At 43.7% G+C, this 22,684-nt stretch carries 18 protein-coding genes, 1 pseudogene and 3 riboswitches; of the genes and pseudogenes, 2 read left to right on the forward strand and 17 right to left on the reverse strand.

From position 1 onward, the window contains the following. Positions 1-5 precede the first annotated feature (5 nt). The 17 genes from FZC41_RS10630 to FZC41_RS10710 all read right to left on the reverse strand — a co-directional run bounded on the left by FZC41_RS10630 (position 6) and on the right by FZC41_RS10710 (position 21,029). Positions 6-2,054: a magnesium chelatase subunit D family protein gene (locus FZC41_RS10630; RefSeq protein WP_148567386.1), complete on the reverse strand. Its 2,049-nt coding sequence runs from the start codon at positions 2,052-2,054 to the stop codon at positions 6-8. After that, positions 2,041-3,096 carry a magnesium chelatase ATPase subunit I gene (locus tag FZC41_RS10635; RefSeq protein ID WP_148567387.1) on the reverse strand — a complete coding sequence of 352 codons (1,056 nt, stop codon included), beginning with the start codon at positions 3,094-3,096 and terminating at the stop codon, positions 2,041-2,043. The genes FZC41_RS10630 and FZC41_RS10635 overlap by 14 nt, the downstream gene beginning before the upstream one ends. Before the next feature lie 20 nt (positions 3,097-3,116). Continuing rightward, positions 3,117-3,854 carry an ABC transporter permease gene (locus FZC41_RS10640; RefSeq protein WP_243136699.1) on the reverse strand — a complete coding sequence of 246 codons (738 nt, stop codon included), beginning with the start codon at positions 3,852-3,854 and terminating at the stop codon, positions 3,117-3,119. Further along, complete coding sequence (locus tag FZC41_RS10645; protein WP_148567388.1) at positions 3,851-4,690, reverse strand: ABC transporter ATP-binding protein; 840 nt, start codon at positions 4,688-4,690, stop codon at positions 3,851-3,853. The genes FZC41_RS10640 and FZC41_RS10645 overlap by 4 nt, the downstream gene beginning before the upstream one ends. A 26-nt stretch (positions 4,691-4,716) precedes the next feature. After that, a complete protein-coding gene (gene cobN, locus FZC41_RS10650) occupies positions 4,717-8,469 on the reverse strand; it encodes a cobaltochelatase subunit CobN (protein ID WP_148567389.1) in 3,753 nt (1,250 codons plus the stop codon). Positions 8,470-8,495: 26 nt separating this feature from the next. Next, positions 8,496-9,779: an ABC transporter ATP-binding protein gene (locus FZC41_RS10655; protein ID WP_243136700.1), complete on the reverse strand. Its 1,284-nt coding sequence runs from the start codon at positions 9,777-9,779 to the stop codon at positions 8,496-8,498. Between the two features lie 50 nt (positions 9,780-9,829). After that, the gene (locus FZC41_RS10660) at positions 9,830-10,852 is read right to left on the reverse strand and encodes a FecCD family ABC transporter permease (protein WP_148567390.1); all 1,023 of its coding nucleotides are present in this window, start codon (positions 10,850-10,852) and stop codon (positions 9,830-9,832) included. A gap of 13 nt (positions 10,853-10,865) precedes the next feature. After that, positions 10,866-12,002, reverse strand: a complete 1,137-nt coding sequence (locus tag FZC41_RS10665; protein ID WP_148567391.1) for an ABC transporter substrate-binding protein — start codon at positions 12,000-12,002, stop codon at positions 10,866-10,868. A gap of 123 nt (positions 12,003-12,125) precedes the next feature. Further along, positions 12,126-12,321, reverse strand: a riboswitch (cobalamin riboswitch). 20 nt (positions 12,322-12,341) lie between these two features. Beyond that, entirely contained in the window at positions 12,342-12,668 is a 327-nt protein-coding gene (locus FZC41_RS10670; RefSeq protein WP_148567392.1) for an energy-coupling factor ABC transporter substrate-binding protein, read from the reverse strand. Then, a complete protein-coding gene (locus FZC41_RS10675) occupies positions 12,668-13,420 on the reverse strand; it encodes an energy-coupling factor ABC transporter permease (RefSeq protein ID WP_148567393.1) in 753 nt (250 codons plus the stop codon). Before FZC41_RS10675 ends, FZC41_RS10670 begins: the two co-directional genes overlap by 1 nt. Beyond that, complete coding sequence (cobK, locus tag FZC41_RS10680; protein ID WP_148567394.1) at positions 13,417-14,220, reverse strand: precorrin-6A reductase; 804 nt, start codon at positions 14,218-14,220, stop codon at positions 13,417-13,419. The genes FZC41_RS10675 and cobK overlap by 4 nt, the downstream gene beginning before the upstream one ends. Before the next feature lie 118 nt (positions 14,221-14,338). After that, positions 14,339-14,535, reverse strand: a riboswitch (cobalamin riboswitch). A 145-nt stretch (positions 14,536-14,680) separates the two neighbouring features. Then, positions 14,681-15,205 carry a C-GCAxxG-C-C family protein gene (locus FZC41_RS10685; RefSeq protein WP_148567395.1) on the reverse strand — a complete coding sequence of 175 codons (525 nt, stop codon included), beginning with the start codon at positions 15,203-15,205 and terminating at the stop codon, positions 14,681-14,683. 311 nt (positions 15,206-15,516) lie between these two features. Further along, complete coding sequence (locus FZC41_RS10690) at positions 15,517-16,878, reverse strand: 4Fe-4S binding protein (RefSeq protein ID WP_186855144.1); 1,362 nt, start codon at positions 16,876-16,878, stop codon at positions 15,517-15,519. Between the two features lie 426 nt (positions 16,879-17,304). Next, positions 17,305-18,492 carry an MFS transporter gene (locus FZC41_RS10695; protein ID WP_148567396.1) on the reverse strand — a complete coding sequence of 396 codons (1,188 nt, stop codon included), beginning with the start codon at positions 18,490-18,492 and terminating at the stop codon, positions 17,305-17,307. 153 nt (positions 18,493-18,645) lie between these two features. Next, the gene (gene chrA / locus FZC41_RS10700) at positions 18,646-19,857 is read right to left on the reverse strand and encodes a chromate efflux transporter (RefSeq protein WP_148567397.1); all 1,212 of its coding nucleotides are present in this window, start codon (positions 19,855-19,857) and stop codon (positions 18,646-18,648) included. 168 nt (positions 19,858-20,025) lie between these two features. Next, positions 20,026-20,601: a carboxymuconolactone decarboxylase family protein gene (locus FZC41_RS10705; RefSeq protein ID WP_148567398.1), complete on the reverse strand. Its 576-nt coding sequence runs from the start codon at positions 20,599-20,601 to the stop codon at positions 20,026-20,028. Between the two features lie 47 nt (positions 20,602-20,648). Then, the gene (locus FZC41_RS10710) at positions 20,649-21,029 is read right to left on the reverse strand and encodes an ArsR/SmtB family transcription factor (RefSeq protein ID WP_148567399.1); all 381 of its coding nucleotides are present in this window, start codon (positions 21,027-21,029) and stop codon (positions 20,649-20,651) included. Positions 21,030-21,634: 605 nt separating this feature from the next. Between FZC41_RS10710 and FZC41_RS17905 the strand changes: the two are divergent. Beyond that, a pseudogene (locus FZC41_RS17905) lies at positions 21,635-21,868 on the forward strand (IS1634 family transposase); the annotation flags it as partial. 5 nt (positions 21,869-21,873) lie between these two features. Continuing rightward, positions 21,874-22,059: riboswitch (cobalamin riboswitch) on the forward strand. Between the two features lie 158 nt (positions 22,060-22,217). Continuing rightward, positions 22,218-22,679 carry a EutP/PduV family microcompartment system protein gene (locus tag FZC41_RS10725; protein ID WP_148567400.1) on the forward strand — a complete coding sequence of 154 codons (462 nt, stop codon included), beginning with the start codon at positions 22,218-22,220 and terminating at the stop codon, positions 22,677-22,679. Positions 22,680-22,684: the final 5 nt, after the last annotated feature.

Raw genomic sequence — 22,684 nt, forward strand, 5'->3', positions numbered from 1 at the left:
CCCTCCTAAAATAATGAATGGTTGGATAAATCCCGGACCGCATCTGCCAGTACATCGGCTTCCAGATCTTCAATTCGATAGTAACGGGCATTCATACAGGATGCCAATTCCTTAGCCAAACCCAGCTTGATAAAATCGACCTCGGTATCCACCACAATGGTCTGGATTCCCTCAAAGCTGATCTTTTTTCCGATTTCCTTCGCTTCAGAAAACGGATCGTTGTCGGTAATGGCGGTATTGGTGCGGCCATCTGAAACCAGAACCAGAATCGGCAATAAATCCTCATGTTTTCGCTGCTCATTTTTGATCACCTCGTAGCCTTTTATCAGGCCTGCCGCCAGCGGTGTTTTTCCGCCGGTCGGTAAATCGCGCAAGCATTTTTGAGCCAAATCAATGCTTCGGGTAATATTAAGCAGTACCTCCGCTTCATTTTTTCTAAATGAAATCAGACCAACCCGGTCCCGTTTCTGATAGGCATCGGTAAGCAGCGAAACGACGGCTCCTTTCACTGTTTCCATCCGTTTTTTGGCGCCCATGGAGCCGCTGGCATCCACCACAAAAACAATCGTGCTGCCGGTTCGTTTTTCCCGCACCTTTTCTCTGATATCTTCCGATTTAATCACCAACGCCAAGCCGTTTTTCTCCCGAACGCTCTGGAAAGGCGCGGCAGCTCGAAGGGTCGCATCAAAGGCTAGATCGGTAATTTTATTTTTCGACATGGCACTTTTTATATACTGACCTTGTTTCGTATCGGTTTTCGTTTTAATTCGTTTACCTTCGCCTTTTCGCTTTTTTCGGTCAATGGCTTTAATATTTAGGTTTCTAACAATAAACGACCGACCAATTTCATCGATTTGATCCAGGATTTCGCTGAACTCCGGCTCCGGTTCCCGGGCTTCATCATCATCGGATTCGTCCGAGTCCGGTGGATCCGCTTCAGGGGTGTCCGGCTGATCTTCCTCCTGCTTTTCCGACTCTTCTTCGCTGTTATTATCCGGATCGTCCGGTTCCTCTTCAGGGGGATTTTCATCCGGATTCGCTTCGGTTTCTTCTTCCGCTTCCGAATCTTGTTGTTCCTGTTCTTGCTGCTCCTCCTGCGGTTCAGGTTCGTCAGGTTTTTCCCGTTTACGATGGGGCAGGGCAAATTCGGCGGCTTCCTTAATGTCGTCAATGTTAATGTTTTTTCGATTATCCAAAGCCGCCAAAGCTTTAGCCGTTTGAATCATCACCAGTTCTGCCCGATTTCCGGCACAATTGGCCTCGTTGACAATATCGGCTGTTAATTTTAAAATTGACTCAGAAATTTTTATTAGGGGCAGCTTTCTTTGCGCTTCGATAACCTGATCTCGTAGCTCAGTCGCTTCCGTCTCCCATTTTTTTACAAATGCAGCGGGGCTGGATTCAAACGCCAGCCGCCGCTTGATCACTTCTTTTCGCTCGGCCAGGTTCTTTGACCCGCCAACCTCCACGTAGATTCCAAAGCGATCCAGAAACTGGGATCGTAAAAAACCTTCCTCAGGATTCATGGTTCCGATCAGCACGAATCTGGACGCATGTTCACAGGCTATTCCCTCCCGCTCAATATGGTTAACACCCGACGCGGCCACTTCCAGAATACTGTTGACAATATGTTCGCTTAACAGATTAACTTCATCGATATAGAGAATATTGCCGTCGGCCTTTTTTAAAATACCGCTTTCAAAGGATCGTTTCCCGACTGAAATTGTTTTTTCAATGTCAATACTGCCAATCACCCGGTCTTCGGTGGCATTGAGCGGCAGCTCCACAACGGCCATCCCGTTGGCGACCTGGTTTAAGCTCCGCACAAGGGTCGATTTTGCAGTGCCTTTCTCGCCGGCCAGCAAAACGCCGCCGATCTGCGGATTAATCAGGTTGAGCAACAATGCTTTTTTGACTTTTTCCTGACCGATGACGGCAGCAAACGGGAAGCGATAGAAACCACGCTGTGTGCGTTTTTCTTTTTTTACCTGGTGGTTGCCGGGTTGCAAGCACAAGTCTGCTGCATTTCCGATTGGCAAATTATACGGCTGCATAGTCAGCGCTCCCGACTTCACTGATAATTTGTTGAACCCTGTCAAAATTCAAGATCCCTTCTTCAAATGGCGTTCGGCGCAACCGGTGCGGCAATACCAGTTCTGCCGCTTCCAGCATATCTGCCGATGAAACCTTGGTCGAACCATTAAACGCGGCAAGGGTCATCGCTGTTTTAATCATAGCGATGTCTGCCCGGTGGCCGTCCACATCCAGTTCGATACTGATTTTTGCGGCTATCTCCAGCATTTCATCACGGTACACAACTTTTTTTAATAATTTTTTCGCTTTTAAAATACGATCTCTTAAATTCTGTTGCTCGTTGATGAATTGCTGTGCAAATTCTTCTTTATCCGCTTCGTAAGCCAGTCTGTTTTTGATGACCGCGATTCGTCTTTCCGTGTTCCGTTCTCCGACCACGTCCACCACCATGCCAAACCGATCCAGAAGCTGCGGTCTTAAATCTCCTTCCTCGGGATTCATGGTACCGACGAGAATAAACCGAGCCGGATGAAAATAGGAAACGCCTTCACGCTCGATGGTGTTCACGCCCATAGCCGCCGAATCCAGGAGGACGTCAACAATATGATCATCCAGCAGGTTAACCTCATCGACATAGAGAATGTTCCGATTGGCCTGGGCTAAAATACCCGGTTCGAACTTTTTCTCGCCTTTTTTAATGGCCTGTTCAATATCCAGGGTTCCCACGACTCGATCCTCGGTGGCACTGACCGGCAGATCCACCACCTTCATTCTGCCAAAGGTTTCCACAAAATTTTCATGGTTTTCATATTTTGAAAGACAATCGCAGCACATGTTCCCCGGTTCTCTGGGGTCACATCCGAAAGCGCAGCCTTCCACCTGGCTCCGGATCGGCAATAAATCAGCCAGTGCCCGGACCGCGGTAGACTTCGCCGTGCCTTTTTCGCCCCGGATCAGAACGCCACCTAGAAGCGGGTTGATGACATTGAGAATCAAGGCCTTTTTCATCTGCTCCTGACCGACAATTCCTGTAAAAGGATAGACAATATTAACATTTTTCATTTTCTTTACCTTCTTTATCTTTATTCAACATTTTTACAATGATGCGCACCCAGAATGAACAGCACAATGAAATACACGGCCAGAACCCCAACATGGAGTGCCATTTGGCCGGCCGATTCGCCGGATGAGCGCAATGCGATATTGGTATGGGTTAATGGCAACACGTAAATAATCCAGCCTAAAACTTCCGGCATCTTGTCCACTGGGAAAAATGTTCCGCATAAAAACGACATCGGCGTAATCACAAAACTTGTGAATTTCGACATGTCGGAATGGGAATTAACCAACAGGCCGACAAAAAATCCCATTGCTGAAAAGACCAGACAGTTCAACAAGGCAATCAGCACAAAATAAGGCGTTATCACCAGATCCGTCGTAAAAACTGACACCAGTATCACAATCAGCAAAGCGGAGTAAACCCCATAAAGGGCGCCGGCAATGATTTTTCCCAAGGCATACACGGTCATATTGATGGGGGAGATCATATAAGATTCAAACGTTTTATAAAACAACCTAGAAATATTTATGGAGCTGCCCGTGTTGCTAAAGCTGATCATCATGGTATTCATGCCAATAATACCCGGAATAATATATGCCATATAGGACATGCCGTTCATTTGGACACTGCCCCCAAGACCCCAGCCAAAGGCAACTAAGTATAGAATCGGTGAAACCATATTGCCAAGGGTCGTTGCCCAAAATTTGCGTTTGAAGACAACCGCCTCCTGCCAAAGAATACCGTATAATCCTGCCATCATGATTCCACCCTTCTGTTGGTAAATTTCAAGAATACATCCTCCAGATTTGACGGCCGGATTCGCACTTCTCCTTCCAGTGAGCCGGCATACGTATTGGCTTCATCCCGCGTTCGGAAAAATTCTTCATGGGTGCTGCCATCATCAAAATACTCCACCGTTACTTTTCCAACTTCTTCAATGAGGTTAGCCGGCGTATCCAGCTGGATCAATTTTCCTTTGTTGATCAAACCCACCCGGTCACATAAAACTTCCGCTTCTTCAATATAGTGGGTGGTCAATAATACCGTCAGCCCTTTTGATTTCAGGCGTTTTAACAGGTCCCACATTTTTCTTCGGGCGGCCGCATCCAGTCCCACTGTCGGTTCATCCAACAGCAGTATTTCCGGTTCATGAAGCAAAGCCCTGGCAATCATCAACTTTCGTTTCATTCCCCCAGAATAATTCTTGGCCAAATCATCTTTGCGGTCTGTCAGTTCCGTAAATTCCAACAACTCATCGATTTTCTTGCGACGCTTATCCTTGCCAATGCGGTAAAGCATCCCATGCACTTCCAAGTTTTCCCAGGCCGACATTTCGTTTTCCAGGTTATTCTGCTGCGGAACCACCCCGATCTTGGCCTTTATTTCAGTTAAATTCCGATCAATACTTTTCCCGTTAATAATAATATCGCCTGATGTTTTCGGGGTGATCGTGCTGATCATGCGTACCGTTGTCGTTTTTCCGGCACCATTTGGTCCCAGAAGGCCGAAAAACTCGCCATCCTCAATGGTCAGGTTGAGCTTGTCCACCGCCGTTACATTTTTGTATTTTTTTGTCAAATCAATTATATTCAGCATTCTTTTCCTTCCTTATAAATCAGTTTCTATTCACTGAAGGTCTCCATATCCCCTTCAATTTCCAGATATAAAGTCCGAAGCTTTTCCAGACTTTCTTCTTTTGCCTCCCACATGCCTCTTTGGGCCGCCTCCAACAGACGCTCGGTCATATTCTGGATGGCCCAGGGATTTACGCTTTTAATCCATTCCCGACGTTCATCATTGAAAAGAAAGTTCGCACTGATTTTTTCATACATCCAATCCTCGACAATATCCGATGTGGCGTCCCATCCAAAAACAAAATCAACCATCCCGGAAATCTCCTGAGCGCCTTTATAGCCATGTTCTTTTAAACCGTCAAACCATTTTGGATTGAGGATTCGGGAACGCATGATTTTGGCAGTTTGCTCATTCACGTTGTTTAATTTAACGCGGGCAGGATCACTGCTGTCGCCGCAATAAGAATGCGGTTTCTCACCGGATTTTGTCCGAACTGCCGCAATCAGACCGCCATGATAGTTATAAAAATCATCGCTTTCCAGCATATCGATTTCCATCGACGATTCATTCTTCACCGTAATCTGTGCCTTTGCAAGTCTTCTTGCAAATACTTCGGTGACTCGTTTCCCATGAACTTTTTTGCCATAAGCGTGACCGCCCCAAAACGTATAACTATTGCCGAGATCGGTATAATTTCCCCAGTTTTTGCTGTTAATCAGCTGGGTGACTCCGGCTCCGTAGGTTCCTGGCGGATCGCTGAAGATCCGCATTCCCGCCTCTTCCTGGGCAGTTTCAATGCTGGCCCCATTGTGAATCAGCGCTCTTACTTCATTCTGAAAATTGCGTTTGATATAATTATCTTCATCGCTTTCATCAAGACCGGCAACCAGATTGACGGCCTCTTCAACTGATTCAATCAGATTCGGGAAGGTATCCCGGAACAACCCTGAAATTCGCAACGTCACATCCACCCGGGGACGTCCCAGTTCCGCAATCGGAATGACCGCCAGACCAATCACCTTATCCGAATTCTCCAGCCATATTGGTTTAATCCCCAATAAATAATAGATTTCGGCAATATCATCCCCGGATGTTTTCATCGTCTCTCCGGCATAGACGACAATGACCATGGACTCCGGATACTTGTTTTCATCCTTCACATAACGATCGATCATCTGCTGTCCCAGCTGCTTGCCGACTTCCCAGGCCGCCCGGGTGGGCACCGCCGACGGATCAATGGCATAGAAATTACGGCCGGTCGGCAGAATGCTCACTTTCCCGCGGGTGGGCGCGCCGGACCCGCCCGGCGGCACAAACTTGCCATCCACCCCATGAACCAGATATTTCATCTCATCGGTTGTTGCGTTTAGTTTTGGTCCCACCGTTTCTTTAATAAAATTAAAAACCGCTTCCAACTCCTCCAGATCTGAACGATCCGCTTCCGGGAAGTAGATGAGTTGTTTGTCATAAATAAAGGTGGGCTGATAAGCCCTTTTGAAAAACACTTTTACAAGTTCCCGGCTGATTTCTTCAACCTCATTAAATTTCATCAGGTTCGTCATTCCCTGATCATCAACCGCCTGCGGTTCGTCTTTCAGTCGTTTATAATCATAGCCTCTGGCTCGGCAGGTTGCCTGGGTCAATGACGGGACCCTAGCATTGGGCAAGCGCATCAGTGCGCAAACCAGTTGATAAAGTTTTTCTCCTTCCGGAGCTTTACCAAAAATATGAAGGCCATCCTTAATCAGGGTATTTTTAATGTCCTCCACCCAGGTATGAAGCTTTTCAATAAAGCCGAAGAAATCAGACTTCATCACTTCAACACTGATGTTCAAGTCGGTGAGATACGCCTGTTCAACCACAATGCGCTCGATATTTTCCTGAACAAATTTCATTTTCCCCTGATCGGTACGCTTTGCCCGATAATACTGTTTAATCAGATCATCCAGTTCTTCCATTTCGTCATAAGAACCACTTAGGGTTAATGAAGGGATCAAGTGATCCAGAAGCACCGCATCGGATCGTCTTTTGGCCTGAATACCTTCACCCTCGACCGTTATATTGTAGGGATAGAGATGGGGTATGTTGGAAATAGCGATGTCCGGATAACATTCTGCCGAAAGCCCGATTTCTTTCCCCGGCAGCCATTCCAGGGTGCCATGGGTGCCCACATGCACGATCACATCTGCTTTGAAGGCATATTTTATCCATTTATAAAAAGCAATGTACTGATGAGGCGGGACGATATCGGTACTGTGATAAACCGCTTCCGCCTTTTCTTCATACCCTCTGGCTGGCTGAAGTCCGATGAAGATGTTGCCGTTGAGAATCCCCGGCACCGGCATCTGATCCCGAAATACCATCTGTTCCCCGGGCGGGTTTCCCCAGTCCCGTTTCAGGGCTTCCCGGTTTTTCATTTCCAGCTGATCAAACCAGTGCTGATAGTCTTCTTTTTCAATAATGGCCACACTCCGCTGGAGCGACTGTTCTGCCGACAGCCATCTGGTATCATTGCTGACGGCATTGATGATCTTCTGGATGATTTCATCGCCGCTTTCAAAATCGTATTCCGTGGTGATGCCATCCGCTTTCAATGCTGTTACCATATCGAAAACGCTTTGCGGCGTATCCAGCCCAAAAGCACAGCCGATCATGTCGTTTCGCGGCGGCATATTGTGAAACAGAATTGCCACCTTTTTATCCTTGTTTTCCGTATGCGCCAGATTGGCCCAGTTGAGCGCCAGTTCACACAGGTTACGGACCCGATCCGGAATCGGCTGGTTGATGGTTTTCTCGCCGATTTCATCCCTGATTACCGTTGAATAGGCAAAGGTAAAACTGATGATCTGACCGTCAAACTCGGGATAATAGACACTGCCCGGAAACGACATTGCATCGATCCCGCGAAGATTATCGTACCAGTCTTCGTAAGTTTGATAGGTACTTAACGCTTTGATAACCGGGACATCAATGGCTTCATAAATGCTTTTTTCAACCGTCTTTGAGCCATCCCCAGGATCGGATAAAATACTCTGAGAATGGCTCATGGTGTTGATGATCACATCGACATTGTTTTTTCCGACAGCAGTGAAAACATGATCCACCACCCACTGAAAACCCCGGCATCCGATGGTGGGTTTCGGTGCTGAAGAAGAATATACCGCCAGAGGATATCCGCCCTGGTTCTCCACTTCCTTAATCAGTGCGTCAATATGTTCCAGATTGTTTTCATGAATCAGTCGGCTGTAAAAGAGAATTCCCACCACTGGTTTACCGCTTTCTTTTGCCTCACGCAAAGCCGCTTCAATAGTCCGTTCTTTTCCCGGATAGTAAATGCCCTCCCATTGGGAGCATTTCGGCTCGTCGTATGTAATTTTCAGTTTGCCGTAGTACGCACCTAAATATTTCAATAAGTTAAGACAATTGGGCGGGCAGGTATCCATGGCATATTTTTGTATTTCTTGATACTCCAGCATTGAAATCCCGGACTTTTTTAAAACCAATTGATTTTCGTCATCATATCCGGACCAGATAAAGAAACGCTTCTTATTTTCATAATTTTCCATAACCGCAGCAAAACTTTTAAACTGGGTCAAGCCGCCATGAATAAAGATAAAAATAAAATCGGACATTTCCAGCTTTTCCATGGCCTCCTGCTTCTCTTGTGCCGAATTGTCCATCCTGAAACTATTGATAAAAACAGTGTTAATATTTTTTTCTTCTTTTTCAAGAAGCTGAGCCGCTTCCTTCATATGATAGGAGTGGTCCATTGGTGAATGTATAAATGCAATGCGGTACATAATTTCTCCTTGCTTTTTTGATCTACCTAAATACTTGCCGCCAACGATCGATGCAGCTTTCTTTCACGGCTGTTGTTTGATCTGAATTTCAATCCTTCACTGCTGATCAGCGAACTGATATCATCAAAATATTCGACATTTTTCTCCCAATTTGCATTTGCTTTGATCGGCTGATGACGAAGACTCAGAATCGTTTTATTCGCATTGCCGGCTAGCTCCAGCAAAACTTTATTGCGATTATCTTCCCCTTCTAAATCAAAACCACTGTCAATGACCACATCACATTTAAGTAACGCTTTACGGGCCTGTTCAAAAACAAATTCACTGACCGGCCTAAAACTTTTTTCAACAATTGTCTGTTTGGCCAGACTTTTAGCTACCTGATAATCCACATCGTTGTGATAGAGTATTCCCGTGCAGAAAGAGATTCCTCGTTTATTGAGCGCCCGATAACAAAGGGTTCCCGACCCGTCGCCGCCGAAGATGAATACTTTCGGCTCTAAATCGCATGTCTTTGGCAATTCCACACTCCCCAAAAGCATATTGAAGCTACCGTGTTCAATGCCATATAGATCCTTGATCACGGCATCATTTAAAACGTCTTCCGGACAGCCGCAGCCGTAGACATGATTATCTTTAACCAGAATAATCGTATCCGCCAATTTGGCCGCCAAATCAACTTCATGTAAAGACAACACAACCGTTACCTCTTCTTTAACGGCCATATTTCTTAAAATTCCCAGCAATTCAATCTTATGCCTGATATCAAGATAGGAAGTCGGTTCATCCAGGACGATGATCTCCGGTTTCTGACAGATTGCCCGTGCCAACAGCACCCGCTGTTTTTGGCCATCGCTCAGTCTTGTAAATTCCTGATTCATTAAATCTAGAATGCTGACTGCTGCCATGGATTCTTCAACGATTCGCTGATCCGCCTCAGTGATTTTTCCAAAGTGATTGGTATAAGGATAACGCCCGGTTGCAACAACTTCTTCACAGGTCATTAATTCCGGTGCCACCTTATCCGTTAATACCACCGATAATTTTTTAGCCGACTCAACGCTGCTAAAATTATTCATATCTTCCTGATCGATCAAAACCGTCCCGGCAATCTTTTTTAAATGCCTGGTAATGCTTCGAAGAATCGTTGATTTCCCTGACCCGTTCGGACCAAGCAAACATAAAATCTTTCCTTTTTCAACCCCGATATTAATATTTTTGATTAATGCCTTGCCACTATACCCCACTGATAAATCAGCTGTTTGAAGATACATTTTATATTTAAGACCGTTGCCTAACAGTCTCTCCACCTTTCTTGATTAATAAATGACGTACCCAATGCTCGTGTTCCATTTCCCGGCTACTTTTTCTTCTTAAGTAAAAGCCAAATGACGAAGGGGGCTCCAAAGAATGCGGTTACTGTGCCGATTGAAAGTTCTGTTGGGGCAAACATCGTCCGAGCCAGCAAATCGCAGAATACACAAAAAACAGCTCCGGTTAAAAAAGTCGCCGGGATGATGATAATCGGTTTTGATGTATTCATCAGTATTTTGGCAATCTGTGGAACGGCGATCCCAACAAACGCGATTGGCCCGGCAAACGCCGTTACGGTTGCCGATAAGAGGCTCGAAAACAAGACCAGCAACAGTCGAAACAGTTTGATATTAATCCCCATGCTCTGGGCATATCCCTCCCCCAGCTGATAAGCACCAATCGGTTTCGACAGCATCATAACAACAAAAAGTGATATGAAAACGACGACGGTCATGACTTGAATATCTGACCAGCCAATTCCGGAAAAGCTTCCCATCGACCAGTTTGTCAGATTTGCTATTTCCTTTTCCTGGGCAAAGTTGATAAAAAAATCTGTTATCGCCGAACAAATATATCCGATCATGACACCTACTAATAAAAGCATCGACATATCCGATACTTTTCTGGCCGCGGCCATCACAAACCCCATCGATATCAGCGAACCGATAAACGCTGCCAGAACGACAACGGTTGCCGGCAATGCACTGACGTAGTTCATCAAAACAATCATCGTGAAACCGACAAACATTTTGGCGCCGGAAGATATCCCCAGAACATAAGGACCGGCAATCGGATTCCTGAAAAATGTCTGTAATAAAAAGCCCGATACGGACAATGCTCCGCCCAGAATGGCTGCCGCCAATAATCGCGGCAGCCTGATCTTCCAGATGATATTGCTGTTGACTGAACCTTCCTGGGCTTTTAATACAATAATTTTGACAATCTCATTAACCGACATATTAACACTGCCCGTGTTAATACTCAGTACCAATGCTACCGCTAATGCTAAAATCAGCAAAATAAAAATAATCTGATAACGAGCGATTTTGCCCAAGTTGCTATTTTTCATCTTTCAAACTTTCTTACTTTAATTTGTATAGGTAGGTTAAATTATCATGGGAATTATCCGTAGCGGTAATCGCCGTATTGATATCGGAAATCATATTGCCCAAGGTCGCATTGACCTGCCAGAAACTCTGTTGGGTACTCCAGACATTTCCATTTTTTACCGCTTTCAAGTCTGCAAACAGCGGATCCTTCGCGACTAATTCCGAAAGTTGTGTCAATTGCTCCGTTGAGCTGAAATCGATATATATGATATAATCCGCATCAGCCGCCGTTTGATAGAAGGTCTCGGCATCCATTTTAGTCGTCCCGCCCTTGTCGGTATTAAAATTAGCGGGATAATAAACGCCGCCTGCCAATTCAATCATTTTGGCAAAATAATCGCCGCCATTTCTAATGTAACAAGCGCCATTTGTTGTCCGGTAAAAAGCAAGCACCGTTTTTCCGGTCGATGTCGCATTGATTGAATCCACGACCTTTTCCTGTTCATCAAACAATTTCTGAGCCTCAGCTTCTTTATTAAATAAGATTCCAAAGAGTTTTACCCATTCAACCCGACCTAGGGGATGCTGTTCATCTGATGAACGATCGACTAAACAATTAAGTCCGAGTTCTTTAAACTTAGCTGCGACTTCGGGATGCGTGTCAAGCATGCCGGAATAGATCAGTAGCTGAGGTTGTTTTGCTGTTAATGCTTCATAATCAGGGGTATCATAGTCACCAATATAGGTAATCTGCCCTGAATCCATTGCTGCTCCAACTTCATCGATATACCAGCTGTCTCTTTTTTGGGTTGTTAACGTAACATCATTCAAGGCATCAATTCCCGTTATTAATGACGCTGCCCCGGTAGATGCCAAACACACATTTGTCAATGGCAACTGTAAAACCGTCACATCCGCATCCAGATCTGCTGGAACACGCTTGCCTTCCGGCACCGTCAGATACTTGGAACCATCTTTGAGGGTAATCATTTTATATCCGCCCTTGTAGTTATCTACTGAAAAATTCTGAGCATATTTTAGTTCCATCTTGGAATCAAATTCCAGTTTTCCATCTACTTTATCTGATGAATTGCTGCATCCCATCAGCATAAAAGACCCCATAACAATCAATAGACATAATGATACCGCTATTTTTATTTTATCTTTCATAAAAACTCCTCTTTCCATTTCTAAATCAAAAACGCCAACAAAAAAACCTCATTATCTCTAAACAAGACAATGAGGTCGCTAAAAAATGCGTGCGATAATAAACCTCCTCCATCTCTCGTAGAGTATAAGTTATTAAAACAGGCAGGTCTTCTGGCTCAAGCGTCAACATTACCTCCTGCCTTCCCAACTAAATGGTGGCATTCCCGGAGGAACTCTTCTCTTACAGCGGCGGGACCGCGTGGGATTTTCACCCATCTTCCCTTTTCACCGGCTTATAATCCATGCGATTACAACCGACACCTGTTTCATTAATTTTTAAATTAAGTATAAGATCAAATTCTAAGCTGTTTTATTCTCAGCTTTATCCTCTTTCTTCTTTCTTTCCACAAATCTTCCCATAAAGAAAGCCAGGATACCCACGCCGATGCCGGTCTGCACACAGAAAAGCAGGCTTTCAATTTCGCCCGGTATTTCTCCGCCAATCCAGGTTTCCATAACCGGAGTGGCCCAAGGCACATACTCACTGCCGGTAATCTCGGAAATTTCCACACTTCCGGCATCATCCGAGCCGCCGAATTCAGCACCTTTCAACATAAACAACGGAACCATGGCAATCAATACCGCTATTATCAATAAACCGATCACTGTTTTTTTCGTTTTTGACATTAGTTTTCACCTCCTGCCAGAAATCCCAGATCGGTCAATTCCGATGATGCATAGGTCTCCAATCCCATCACAATAACAACCGTCAGAATCCCTTCGATAATAGCCAGGGGCAACTGGGTTGGGGCAAATACCGCCAGAAACTTGATGACCGAGGCGCCGACGCCGCCGGTTTCAGACGGATAGGCCAAGGCCAACTGAAAAGCAGTGATACAGTAGGTGAACAAGTCGCCAATGGATGCGGCCAGGAAAATACCGACCTTTCGATTGACTTTTATTCTATTGCACAAAATATAGATGCCATAGGAAACAAAAGGTCCAGCAATTGCCATAGAAAAGGTGTTGGCCCCAAGCGTGGTCAAGCCCCCATGGGCCAGCAGAATCGCCTGAAAAATCAATACAATAATACCCAGAATGCTGACCGCGGAGGGTCCGAATAAAATTGCCGCCAGTCCGGTTCCGGTCATATGGGAACAGCTTCCGGTTACCGACGGAATCTTTAACGATGAAAGCACAAAGATAAAGGCCCCCGCCATCGCCAGAATGGTGATGGATTTGCGATTCAGCGAGACTGTTTTCTTAATTGATAAATAACCGGCGATCAGAAATGGCAGACAGATCGCACCCCACATGATGCAGAATGTCGGTGGCAGATACCCTTCCATAATATGCATGGCATTTGCCACCGGTGATATTCCGAAGACCAATGCAATCGCGGCGACACCGGCAATAAAACGTTTTTCTTTTCTGTTCATTTTTTCTTCTTTGCTCCTTTTTCATTATTATTTTGACATACTTGATTGACAAACAGCATCAGCTCCTCAACGGAACTGGTCTTATTCAGACATTCTTCTTCCAGACGGTCCACTAAGATAACCTTCATGCCTAACTTTTTAGCAGCATTAATTTTATCGACAACGCCGCCCATATTGCCGCTTTCCTTCGTCACCAACACCGACGCATGACAGTATTTGAAAAGCTCGATGTTCAATGCCTCGTTATAAGGCCCTTTGATGGCAATGATATTATTCGGATTAAAGCCCAACTTTTCACATTTGCACAAAACTTTCCAATCCGGGAGGATTCTTAGAAATACGCGCTGCTCATAATCCGGTATCTTCGTAAAAGCCTCGATCTTGTTGCTTCCCAGGGTTAATACGATATTTCCTTCGCAGTGGCGCAATTTCGCACCGGCTTCCCCGTAATTCTTCACCACTGTCACATTTGGGTCATCATCAAAATTAAGCTTTTCCCTCTGAAAACGGATGTATGGCATATTGACTGCTTTACACACATGTAGTGCATTTCGCGTGATTTCTGCTGAAAACGGGTTGGATGCGTCAATTAAACAACATGGCTGTACTTCGTTGAGTAAATTTAAGATCCGCTCTTTATTGAGTTTGCCCTGGTAGACAGTCACGTGCTTATAATCATCCAGCATGCTGCATCCCATCCGGGTCGTGACCGTAACGGCGATATCCACATTCAGTTTCAATAGTCTTTCAATTACTGACTTCGCATCGGTTGTCCCTGCTATGACCAAAACATCTGACATATTTCCTCCTTAGTCTAATTTTAAATTTTTTACACAAAAAAACCTCCTTATCTCTAAACAAGACAAAGAGGTCGCAAAAAAAGCCCGCAAAAATAAACCTCCTCCATCTCTCGTAGAGTTTGAGTTATTAAAGCAGGCAGGTCTTCTGGCTCGAGTATCAACATTACCTCCTGCCTTCCCAACTAAATGGTGGCATTCCTGGAGGAACTCTTCTCTTACAGCGGCGGGACCGCGTGGGATTTTCACCCATCTTCCCTTTTCATCAGCTTGGCAATCCTTGCGATTATAGCTGACACCTGTTTTATTAATTTTCAATTAGTTATTATTATAGCAACTAATTCTTTTCTTGTCACGCTTTTTTTAATCTGAACAACCTGAAAGATAACCTTCTTTATATTTATACGCTGATCACCTTCGGATCAACTGAATTTCTAACCCTTTGATAAGGTAACTCTTTTGACTACTTCTTTTTGTTATCACTCATTTTTTCGCCATATGGCAGCTCGAACGCTTCATTTTGAGAGATTTGCAGATATTTATAAGCTAATTGGGCCGTTGTCCCCACCATTTTCATGCAGTGCACCCGTCGGTCTTTTCCATTCCAATCTTCAAACGGCTCACAGATGGCGCGACAGGTTGTACAGCCATTGGTTTCGCCGAATTCTGTGACCAGGTTATTATAACGTCGGTAATATTTTTGACCGACTTCAGGTCCCCGAATGTCAGCATCAATGCTCCAGGGATCCTTTCTGCCATAAACCGCACTGTTTGCCATCACAGCGGCTGACAGTGCCCCACAGGTTTCACCACAAAGTCCGATGCCGCCGCCAAAACCGGTACACATCGCGATTGTTTCCTTAGGCACATCCAAAACACCAGCACGCAGCAACGCATCATAAACGCTTTCGGCACAATTTAAACCACTTTTAAAATTTTCGATGGCATAATCATTGACCAATTGACTTTTTTCATCTTCGATATCCATTTTATTCCTCTTTTCTATAATTTTTTAAATTTGATTAGCTGTTGATAACAATCCGTTATTGACATATGCTATTTATAAATTATTATAATATATAGTAATCATATGTCAATAACTATCTTCAAATTTTTGGCCAATCCTATTTTAAAACTATTTATCAAAGGTGGAACCAACTAAAAATCGCCTGAAGACCATCTGATCTTTAGGCGATTTTATATTACTTCTTTTGGTCATTATATTCGTTCCGTTGTGTGTCAATTGCCTGCCAAAATAATCAATGATGAACTGATCTTAAGCTTTTTTGTTGGTGAATGCTACTTCAGAGAATCCTTGATCTGCTGAAAATCATATCCCGGTGAAACCGTCGAAATCTCTTTTAATAAAGTATCCGGCGGCACGGTTTCGGGAATTTTGAAAAGAGCATAGAAATCTGCTGAGTTCATGTTTAAACTGTCCATTGCCTGCTGAATACTCATCGAGCCTTTAATGCCACTGACATCAATGGCACTAGTGGGTGCTGATCCCGTCGAAGCTGCTCCCTCGGCAGCTCCACCGGCATTGGCTTTCGCCACATCGAATTGATAATCCGGAACCAGTGCTGAAATATTTTTGAATTGTGTATCCTTGGGTACGCTTTGGGGAATCGCCAGTTGCTGATACACATCATCCAGGGACAGTCCCGTGAGCGTTGCTGCTTCTTCAATGGTGTTGTAGCCTTTCACTTCGTAGACGGGAAGAACCTCTCCCTGCGCCACCGATAATGGCAAAATTTCGAAATTTCCGGTCAGCTGGGCTACCACAATCGTTCCAAAGAATAACCCCACAACCAACACGAACATCACCATCGGGTGAACCGTTTTTTTCGCAACCTGAACCTCCAAGGCGCCTTTACTCGGACAGGCCAGAACACATTCATTGCAGTTGATGCATTCGACCGTCGTGATCTGCTCTTTTTTCTCGATCTCAATGTTCACCGGACAGGACTTGTCGCACTTTTTGCAGTGAATACAGAGGCTGTCGTTACGGACCACTTTCGTCGGGCTCAGTTTACCGATGATTGAATAGAAAGCACCGGCCGGACACAGGTATTTGCAGAAAAACCGGTCATACAGGAAGGAACCGATGATCGTGATCAACAGCAGCGCGAAACCGATAATCGCCAAGGGGTCTTCTTTAAGAGAACCCGAGATTGCCGATAAATGGGAATAAGCCGCATAGGGGTCATAGGGGGCCATCCAGAGTGTCCCGTAATACCAGGCCATGCCCACCGTAAAGACTAAAACAACATATTTGAGATATCTTGCTAATCGATCAACCTTTTGAGGAATGATCAAACGCTTTTTGAACAGTTTCTGTCCGATTTTTGCAAATATTTCCTGCAGCGCCCCAAAAGGACAAAGCAAGCCGCAGAAACTCCTTCGAAACAGAACGGCCAGTGCGACGGTCAATACCAGTATCACGACTGTGCCGGTGTAAATTTTCTTGATAAAGCTGCCCGTCAAGAACAATGTATAAAGGCTTTCCAAGGCCCCATAGGGACACAAGGCATGAATCGATGGCGCTTTTCCGCCACCCAGAGCCTGATGCATATACGATTCATAGGTAATCCAAAGTAGGAGTCCAACCAGCACCAGGAGTCTTGACCATTTTGCCACTTTTTTCCAGTTCACATTCATTGCTATAACCTCGCTCTCTAAAATATTGATGTGTTGACTATTTATCACGGGTTAATAAACATTACTCATAGATAAGAACTGTTTGAATTTATCAGCCCAATTGATGAACAAATCTTTTATTACAATGTATTCCCCATTTTCAGGCAATCATACAGATAAAATCATATTTTTTTCTATCCTCCCGCCCTCGTATTTTTAAGAATCTGCCATAATGTAAATTATTGTATCTTTGTTTTATGTCATTTTTGTGTCAGAATTAATGAGGCCTCACAAAGCTGCGCACCTCCTTTTTTTCTTTATCCTATCAAAAAATGAAAAAAGGGAGGTGTTCGGGTATTGAACATCTCCTTTTTCATCGCTACAAAGCCACCCTCGAGCAACCCGCGCTGCTGCTGATTCAATCAAAACCAGCCCCATGAATTGCGTTTAAGCCGGTGTCTGGGCCTGAGCCTGACTTTGCAGCTTAAAGCTGTTTTTTGCTAAAATAGCGCCGATTGTTACCAGTAAAATACCGACTCCGTAAATCGCAAATAAAATGAGATAACCGGATCCGGAAACAATTTGCCCGCCAATAGCCGTCCCAATACCGCCGCCGCTCATGAAGAAAAATGCGACCAGCGATGTTGCATAACCCCGTCCTTTTGCGGCAAATTCCGTTGCGATGGTCAGGAAGGTCGAATGGGCCATCATAAAACCAAAACCCATTATACCAACGGCAATGACCACGACTGGCAGCATACTACCGGCCGTAATCAAAAGCATGTTTGCGGTAAATGCCAGACTGAGCCCAATGACAACGGTTTTCTTGCGGCCTATTTTAGCCGCAATTTTTCCCGAGTTTCGACCAGCAATGAGCGCCATGATTCCAAAAGCAGTCATCACCATGCCAATCTCAAAATTGTTAATCGCGAAAATCTGTTTGATAAAACCACCAAGGTACGAAAATGATCCGATCAGGAACAGGCCTTCAAAAATAACCAGGGCATAAATAATAGCGCTGGAAGGATTTTTCAAGATGTTGAGATATGGCGTTAAAACCTTGCTCTCTTTGTTTTTAGTTGATGGGATATTTTTACCGATAGTAAATAAAAGTATCGATGAAAGAACTGCCAGCCCTGCATAAACGACAAACACACCTCGCCAATTCAGGAAATAGGCAATTGAACCGCCAATGGCCATGCTGAGTCCCTGGCCAAGAAAAGACATGCCCATAAAGGAACCGATCGCCGACTGCCTTTCTTCAACGGGAAAGACATCCCCGATCAAAGCGATTGAAATCGGCATAATCGCCGCGGCAAACATCCCGGTTAACGCCCGATAGATTATCAGATCTGAAAGCGATACCGCAAAAGCACATAATGCCGTCGCAATTGTAAACATCGCGATGGAAAAGGTAATGACCTGTCTTTTCCCAAACCGCTCGGCAAAATAACCATAAAAGAGCTGAAATAAGCCAAATGGCAGCATATAAGCGGTAATGATAATGGCCGCCGACGCGATGTTAACATTCAAATTCTGAGCGATCGAAGGAAGAATGGGTGATACCACCCAGTTATCAGCCATCGTAACAAAACCGGCTAACCCAAGTATGGGAATTATTTTTTTCCTGTCCATTTTAAATCTCCATTCCGCCGCTATCGCTTGCGGCACAAATTATTATAAAAAATCGTGCGCGATTTTCACCATTCCGTTATATTTAAGATAATCATATTTTCGGCCGTATCACTTGCTATTTCTTTGATGGTTTTCTTTTTTAATCATTTCAATCTAAATAATTAAAAATGATACTATAATTGTTCCTAGAATAACCCAGATTACACTCTTCTTAAACTTAGTTATCAAGAAGAGTGATACAAGAAAGATGGCCCATGTCTGCCAGTTGATCAGTGACTTGACACCAAATTGCAAAGCAATCGCTGCGATAACACCGATAAATCCAGCCAAAAATCCTTTAATTACCACCTTAACCGCTTTAAGATGTTTAATTTTTTCATGAAACCCTCCCAAAATCACTATGAATACTAGTGACGGCAGAAAAATCGATACCGTGGCAATAAAAGCTCCAAGCCAACCCATCACCTTATAGCCAATAAAGGCGGCCGTAATCAGTACTGGCCCGGGAGTAATCTGACCGATCGCAATTCCATCCTGGAATTGTTTCAGGGTAACCCAATTGTTTTGATCAACAGCAATAGATTTCATCAATGGGATAATGGACATGCCCGATCCTAAAGCAAGCGTACCCATGTGTGTAAAAGAAGAAATTAGTTGCCCCGCTCCGGGAATAAAATACCACAACATTGTCCCCATCACGACCAATGCAAATAACAGATAAGTAAAGTGTGATGTCAGGATGCTCTTTAATGTGATTTTCCCCATTTTACGCTCTTCGCGATCTTTCCTGGTCTCGGGAGCAACATCAACATCTTTACTGAAATAATACAACATGAAACCAAGAAAACCGGATAAGAGATAAATATAGGTAGCACTGATTCCTGCAAAATATTCCAAAAGAAAAGCAAGAAGAGCAATGGTTAATGCTTTTAGGTAACCATATTTCCCGGATTTTCCCAAAACCGGTTTGCTTAAACTAATAAGTGCGTTTATAAGCAAAGCCACAACCAAAGCACCAAGCCCGGCAAATATTTTCTGTACAAAACCGAGACTATTATAGCTAAAGTAGAATTGCGCCAGGATAGTGGTAAACAGAAACGACGGCAACACAAAGAGACCTGCTCCCAGGAGCAATCCACTTATTCCTTTGATTTTATAGCCAAGATAGCCTAAAAGCGTTACCCCGGTGGCTCCAGGTAGAATATCAGCGAGGCTTAGGCTGTTCATGAAATCTTCTTCTTCGACCCATTCCTTTTCATTTACCAGTATCTTTTTCATATGCCCAAGTATAGCCGGACCGCCATATCCAGTAATGCCAATATATAAAGCAGTTTTAGCAAACTGTAAAATTGTTGGTTTTTTCATATGATTTGTCGAACCTCTATTTCCTCGATTTCACTTAAGTTGTATTATTTATCAAATTATACTTTTATAATTATCTTAAGCATTGTAAATCCAAGCACCTCCGAAATAAGCAGGTGTTTTTTACGCTGATATTTTTTTCAGCAACTGGAATGATCTAATGTAGACCGTTTATTCCGATTTGTGATAGAGTAGGCATTGTTCGCTGAATCCGGCTGGCGGGATTCCCAAACCCTGATTCAATCTGGCCCAATAATTGACACTTGCAATGGTGCTTGCCAACATCACGATTTCTTTTTCCGTAAATTCACTGGTCAGATTTTTAATAAATTTATCCGTAAAATCTGGCGGTGTACTAGACAGGCTGACGGCATACTCCAGCGCCAGCAATTCACGCAGACTGAATGTCTGAACCGACTGCACCTCACATTTTCCTTGCAGCACCAGCAGTTCAGCATCGGTGATCCCATTCTTTTCAATGCCAGCCGCATTCATATCAATACAAAAGGCACAAGAACAGATCAGCGATGCCTGAAGCCTGACGAGATTAAGCAGCCGCCGCTCCTGATCATTTTTTCCTTTTGCAGTCATCATTTCCAGTACTCCGGAACCGATCGCTGCTCTTGGATACCACGCTAAAAGACGGGCCGGCATCAGGTCTTTACCGGTTTCTTTTTTAGCTATGGCCAATCCCATTCTAATCAAAAACGGGATTTTTTCAGGTGGCTTAATATAGGTGTTTTTCATTTTAAAACCTCCACAATCGTATTTTCTATAAACCTGCTTTTTAGCAGTCAATCATTTTTTATACCTTTATTAACGTTTTCTTTGTTTTTCGAACAGCATTGAATTAAGCTTCCTCGATTATCCACTAACTGTTTCTGATCCAGAACCAGCTGCGGATAGACTTCAATATTTTTTAAAATCTCATCCACGGTATATGCTAAAATATAATTTTCTGTTTTTAATCGATAAGAAATAAATTTTTCTCTTCTTACTGCTATAACGAGGTCGAGGTCTTTTAATTTTGTCAGATTTTTAGAAATGGTCGGTTGCGATACCCCTAAATTTTTACTGAGTTCACAGACACATAACTCGTCTTGTGCAAGCAATAAAATAATTCGCAGTCTTGTTTCATCTGATAACAATTGAAAAACACTGGTGAGCTTCTTCATTTAAACCTCTCTGTACTAAATAGCTAGTTTCTATAATCATATACTTATATAAGAATATGATTATGATATACCCATTATTTAGTTTTGTCAAGCCTTTTTTATACGACTTCTTTTTTTGAAATATCGCCATTAAATAATTAAAAAAACGGAGGCCGTTAAATTTACAGTCTCCGTTTTTTACCCTGTTATGTTATTTTCTTGTTAGCCTAAAACTTTATTAATTGATTTCCCGTGAACATCGTGAAGGGCCTCCATAATGGCTTCGGACAGCGTCGGATGAGGGTGGATCACATCTCCAAGCACTTCAGCCATTAACCCAAGGTGGACGGACTCAGATCGCCAACTGCATAAATCCCTTTTACACTGGTTTCAAGCGTCCCAGCGACTTCAATATGACCCTGCCGATCAACTTAAATTCCTAATTCCGCCAGGTTCAGTCCGGTTGCATAGCTGGGTCAGTTTGTCGATTTCCGAAAGTTTCAGAACTTCGTCCTGCAGTTTCACATTTTCAGTGTTATCCCGGGTCACCCCCAGCAGTTCCTTGAACTGATTATCTTCATCGTAAATTCCGGACAGAATCGTATTCGTATAGAAGGCCCTGCCGTCTTTGCGAAAAGGATATTTCCCAAAAGTATAAGTTTGATTTTGACCTAGATGCCAATCTATTACGAATAATTTATGGCAGAGTGATCTTCCCTACCTCAAAACTTGCTACATACGCGCTTTCTAAAAAATTTATCGAACAACCTAATTTTGATTTGCATCAAATATACAGAGCTCTCGAATTTCTCGCTAAGGAGGCAGATTTTATCCAGTCTTCCTTATACAGAAAACAGCTTGATTAATCAGCAATTTTAGTTTATGATCGTAGCAGAAAAGACTTTTACAGAAGGAACGCAGTGCAAATCTGCGACAGTTTCTTTGCTACTGTAAGAAGAATATGGACGTATTCAGTCATTGGGTTAACCGAGAAGGCTGAATACTAAATGTCCCTTCGAGTCAGGATATTTTTGTAAAAGTAATATCTGTTTGAAGCTTCAAAGAAGGCTGCAAATTGTGATCAACATCGCGAAATAACGTCCTTCAGAACCCTAGGGTTGAAGGCATCATGAAACATCACAGTATTTGTAAACCTTTTTTTGAAAAGGTTTTTTTATTTTTTTGAAGGAATACGATAGGAGGATTTTTATGGCAACTAATAAGAACCGGATCGCACTCATCGGACGGATCTGCAGTGGCAAAACCACATTATGTCAACGACTGACCAATGAATTTATTGCCTATGGCAAAACCCAGCAGGTCAATTACTCCGAACATTTTATTGATACCCCCGGTGAATTTATTGAATTACCCTGTTTTCGTCCTCAGGCCATCAACGTGACCTGTGACTCGGGGCTGATTATTCTTATCAATTCCGGCACCGATCAGCAAAACTCAGTCCCCCCCAATTTTGTCTACACCTACAACATCCCGGTGATTGGTGTCATTACCAAGATCGATCTCAAGCACTGTGACGTGAAGCGAAGTCAACGTTATCTGACATATGCGGGTATCCAGCCAAACAATATTTTACCAGTCAGTGCTTTTACCGGCGAAGGGATCGCTGAGCTTAAAGCCGTTATTCAAAAACATGTCTCTTTTGATCACTAAACCGT

Origin of the sequence: Acetobacterium paludosum (assembly GCF_008086595.1) — a bacterium.
In the GTDB taxonomy this organism is placed as follows: Bacteria; Bacillota; Clostridia; order Eubacteriales; family Eubacteriaceae; genus Acetobacterium; species Acetobacterium paludosum.

Coding starts and splice junctions, on each gene's coding strand:
- FZC41_RS10665 (WP_148567391.1), bottom strand. CDS start 12,002: ATGAAAGATAAAATAAAAATAGCGGTATCATTATGTCTATTGATTGTT.
- FZC41_RS10725 (WP_148567400.1), top strand. CDS start 22,218: ATGGCAACTAATAAGAACCGGATCGCACTCATCGGACGGATCTGCAGT.
- cobK (WP_148567394.1), bottom strand. CDS start 14,220: ATGTCAGATGTTTTGGTCATAGCAGGGACAACCGATGCGAAGTCAGTA.
- FZC41_RS10635 (WP_148567387.1), bottom strand. CDS start 3,096: ATGAAAAATGTTAATATTGTCTATCCTTTTACAGGAATTGTCGGTCAG.
- FZC41_RS10690 (WP_186855144.1), bottom strand. CDS start 16,878: ATGAATGTGAACTGGAAAAAAGTGGCAAAATGGTCAAGACTCCTGGTG.
- FZC41_RS10670 (WP_148567392.1), bottom strand. CDS start 12,668: ATGTCAAAAACGAAAAAAACAGTGATCGGTTTATTGATAATAGCGGTA.
- FZC41_RS10660 (WP_148567390.1), bottom strand. CDS start 10,852: ATGAAAAATAGCAACTTGGGCAAAATCGCTCGTTATCAGATTATTTTT.
- FZC41_RS10710 (WP_148567399.1), bottom strand. CDS start 21,029: ATGAAGAAGCTCACCAGTGTTTTTCAATTGTTATCAGATGAAACAAGA.
- FZC41_RS10640 (WP_243136699.1), bottom strand. CDS start 3,854: ATGATGGCAGGATTATACGGTATTCTTTGGCAGGAGGCGGTTGTCTTC.
- FZC41_RS10675 (WP_148567393.1), bottom strand. CDS start 13,420: ATGAACAGAAAAGAAAAACGTTTTATTGCCGGTGTCGCCGCGATTGCA.
- chrA (WP_148567397.1), bottom strand. CDS start 19,857: ATGAAAAAACCAACAATTTTACAGTTTGCTAAAACTGCTTTATATATT.
- cobN (WP_148567389.1), bottom strand. CDS start 8,469: ATGTACCGCATTGCATTTATACATTCACCAATGGACCACTCCTATCAT.
- FZC41_RS10705 (WP_148567398.1), bottom strand. CDS start 20,601: ATGAAAAACACCTATATTAAGCCACCTGAAAAAATCCCGTTTTTGATT.
- FZC41_RS10685 (WP_148567395.1), bottom strand. CDS start 15,205: ATGGATATCGAAGATGAAAAAAGTCAATTGGTCAATGATTATGCCATC.
- FZC41_RS10645 (WP_148567388.1), bottom strand. CDS start 4,690: ATGCTGAATATAATTGATTTGACAAAAAAATACAAAAATGTAACGGCG.
- FZC41_RS10695 (WP_148567396.1), bottom strand. CDS start 18,492: ATGGACAGGAAAAAAATAATTCCCATACTTGGGTTAGCCGGTTTTGTT.
- FZC41_RS10630 (WP_148567386.1), bottom strand. CDS start 2,054: ATGCAGCCGTATAATTTGCCAATCGGAAATGCAGCAGACTTGTGCTTG.